This is a genomic window from Neisseria sp. P0001.S005, from assembly GCF_051963715.1.
In genome coordinates, this window is sequence record NZ_JBQCTZ010000738.1 from 1 (window position 1) to 378 (window position 378).

A 378-nucleotide genomic window follows, 5' to 3' on the forward strand; every position below is an offset into this window, starting at 1 on the left:
GCCACCACGCTGAATGCAAAGCCTGCTACGAATCTTGCTTGGCTTGCATTAAAGAATGCGAAAAAATTGCCGCTTAAGCACTATTAAAAAAGGCCGTCTGAAATTCAGACGGCCTTTTATTTTGCTATTTTGTTCACGTTATTCGGCTGCAAGCTCTTGCTCATCCAGCAGTTTTTTCCGAACAATCGCAGGATTGCCCGCAGCCACACAATAAGGCGGCACATCTTTGGTAACCACCGAACCTGCACCGATTACCGCGCCCTTACCGATGGTAACGCCGCCCATGATAATCGCACGCCGGCCAATCCAAACATCATCTTCAATCACAATCGGGCTGATATCTGTATAACCTTCAAAGCGGCGGGTTTCAGGGTTGAA

The 378-nt window shown here is 48.1% G+C and carries 1 protein-coding gene and 1 pseudogene; one reads left to right on the forward strand and one right to left on the reverse strand.

Going from position 1 to position 378, the window contains the following annotated elements; all coding sequences use genetic code 11:
• Window positions 1-77: pseudogene (locus ACTHSP_RS22630) on the forward strand (four-helix bundle copper-binding protein); the annotation flags it as partial.
• A gap of 61 nt (window positions 78-138) precedes the next feature.
• On the opposite strand, the gene ACTHSP_RS22635 reads toward ACTHSP_RS22630, so the two are convergent.
• On the reverse strand, window positions 139-378 hold a 240-nt coding region (locus ACTHSP_RS22635; protein ID WP_440346791.1), incomplete at its 5' end, for a DapH/DapD/GlmU-related protein.